We start from the raw sequence: 1343 nt of genomic DNA, 5'->3' as shown, positions 1-1343 counted from the left end.
GCGGGTGTTTCGCGGTTGGAGGAGTTGGTGATTGAGGCGCCGTTGTTGTTGCCTGAGCAGGGCGTGGTGGGGGTGCAGTTGTTGATCGGCGGCGCTGATGGCGAGGGTCGGTGTGGGTTTGAGGTGTATTCGCGTGTGGAGGTCGCTGCTGGTCTTTTCGCGGGGAGTGATGACGGTGATGTGGGGGTTGGGTGGGTTCATCACGCCAGTGGTGTGTTGGTGGCTGGTGTTGAGGTGGGGGGGTTTGAGGGGTGGTCGTCGGTGTGGCCGCCGGCGGGGGCGGTTGCTGTGGCTGGTTCGGTGTATGACCAGTTGGGTGGGGGGGGTGGGTTTCATTATGGTCCGGCGTTTCAGCGGGTGCGTGCGGTGTGGCGTCGTGGCGAGGAGTTGTTTGCTGAGGTCGCGTTGGATGCTGATCATGTGGGTGAGGCGGCTGGGTTTGGGTTGCACCCGGCGTTGTTGAACGCGGCTTGGCATGCTGCCCCGGATTTGTTGGGTGAGCAGAGGCTGGGTGGTTTTCCGGTGTCGTTTGCCTGGGGTGGGGTGTCGTTGGTGGCTCGGGGTGCTGCGGCGTTGCGGGTGGCGATTGGTTCGGCTGAGGGCGGGGGGTTGCGGTTGCGGGCGGTGGATGAGTTGGGGGTGCCGGTGCTGTCGGTGGAGTCGGTGCAGTTTCGGCGGGTGGATGCGGTGCAGTTGGGTCGGGTGGGGGCGCGGCGGTTGGATTGGTTGCATCGGGTGGAGTGGGTGGCAGTGCAATGCCCGCCTGAGGGGGTGGTGTCGGGGGTGGCGGTTGTTGATCGCGGCGGGCCGGTGGAGTTAGCGGGGGAGGGTGTGGAGTGTTATGCGGATTTGGAGGGGTTGGTCGCGGCGGTTGGTGCGGGTGGTCGGGTTCCGGAGGTGGTGCTGGCCTCGGTGCCGATGGCCGCTGCTGGTGTTGGTGGGGTTCGTGGGGGGTTGTATGACGTTTTGGGGTTGGTTCAGGGGTGGTTGGGTGAGCCGGTTTTGGTGGGTTCGCGGTTGGTGGTGGTGACTCGGGGAGCGGTGGCGGTTGGTGAGGGTGAGGTGCCTGATTTGGCGGGTGCGGTGGTGGAGGGGTTGGTGCGTAGCGCGGCCTCAGAGCATCCGGGCCGGTTTATGGTGCTGGATCTTGATGACAGTGCGGCGTCGTGGGCGGCGGTGCCGGCGGCGTTGGCCCAGCGTGATGAGTCGCGGTTGGCGGTGCGCGACGGGGTGGTGTGGGTGCCGCGGTTGGTGGCGGTCAGTGAGCAGGTTGGTGAGTTGGTGGGGGGGTCGGTGTTTGATCCGGGGGCCACGGTGTTGATCACCGGGGGTACTGGGGTGTT

General features: G+C 66.0%; 2 protein-coding genes. One reads left to right on the top strand and one right to left on the bottom strand.

All coding sequences use genetic code 11. The features are described from left to right. On the bottom strand, positions 1 to 201 hold a 201-nt coding region (locus tag BST12_RS34680), incomplete at its 3' end, for a hypothetical protein (protein WP_342746516.1). Positions 202 to 288: 87 nt separating this feature from the next. Here BST12_RS34680 and BST12_RS32540 point away from each other — a divergent pair. Next, the coding region (locus tag BST12_RS32540; RefSeq protein WP_342746515.1) for a SpnB-like Rossmann fold domain-containing protein at positions 289 to 1343 on the top strand (1055 nt) is incomplete at its 3' end.

It is taken from the genome of Mycobacterium angelicum, from assembly GCF_002086155.1.
Lineage (GTDB): Bacteria > Actinomycetota > Actinomycetes > Mycobacteriales > Mycobacteriaceae > Mycobacterium > Mycobacterium angelicum.
Note: the sequence above shows the minus strand (reverse complement) of the source record. Positions and strands in the feature narration are given on the sequence as shown.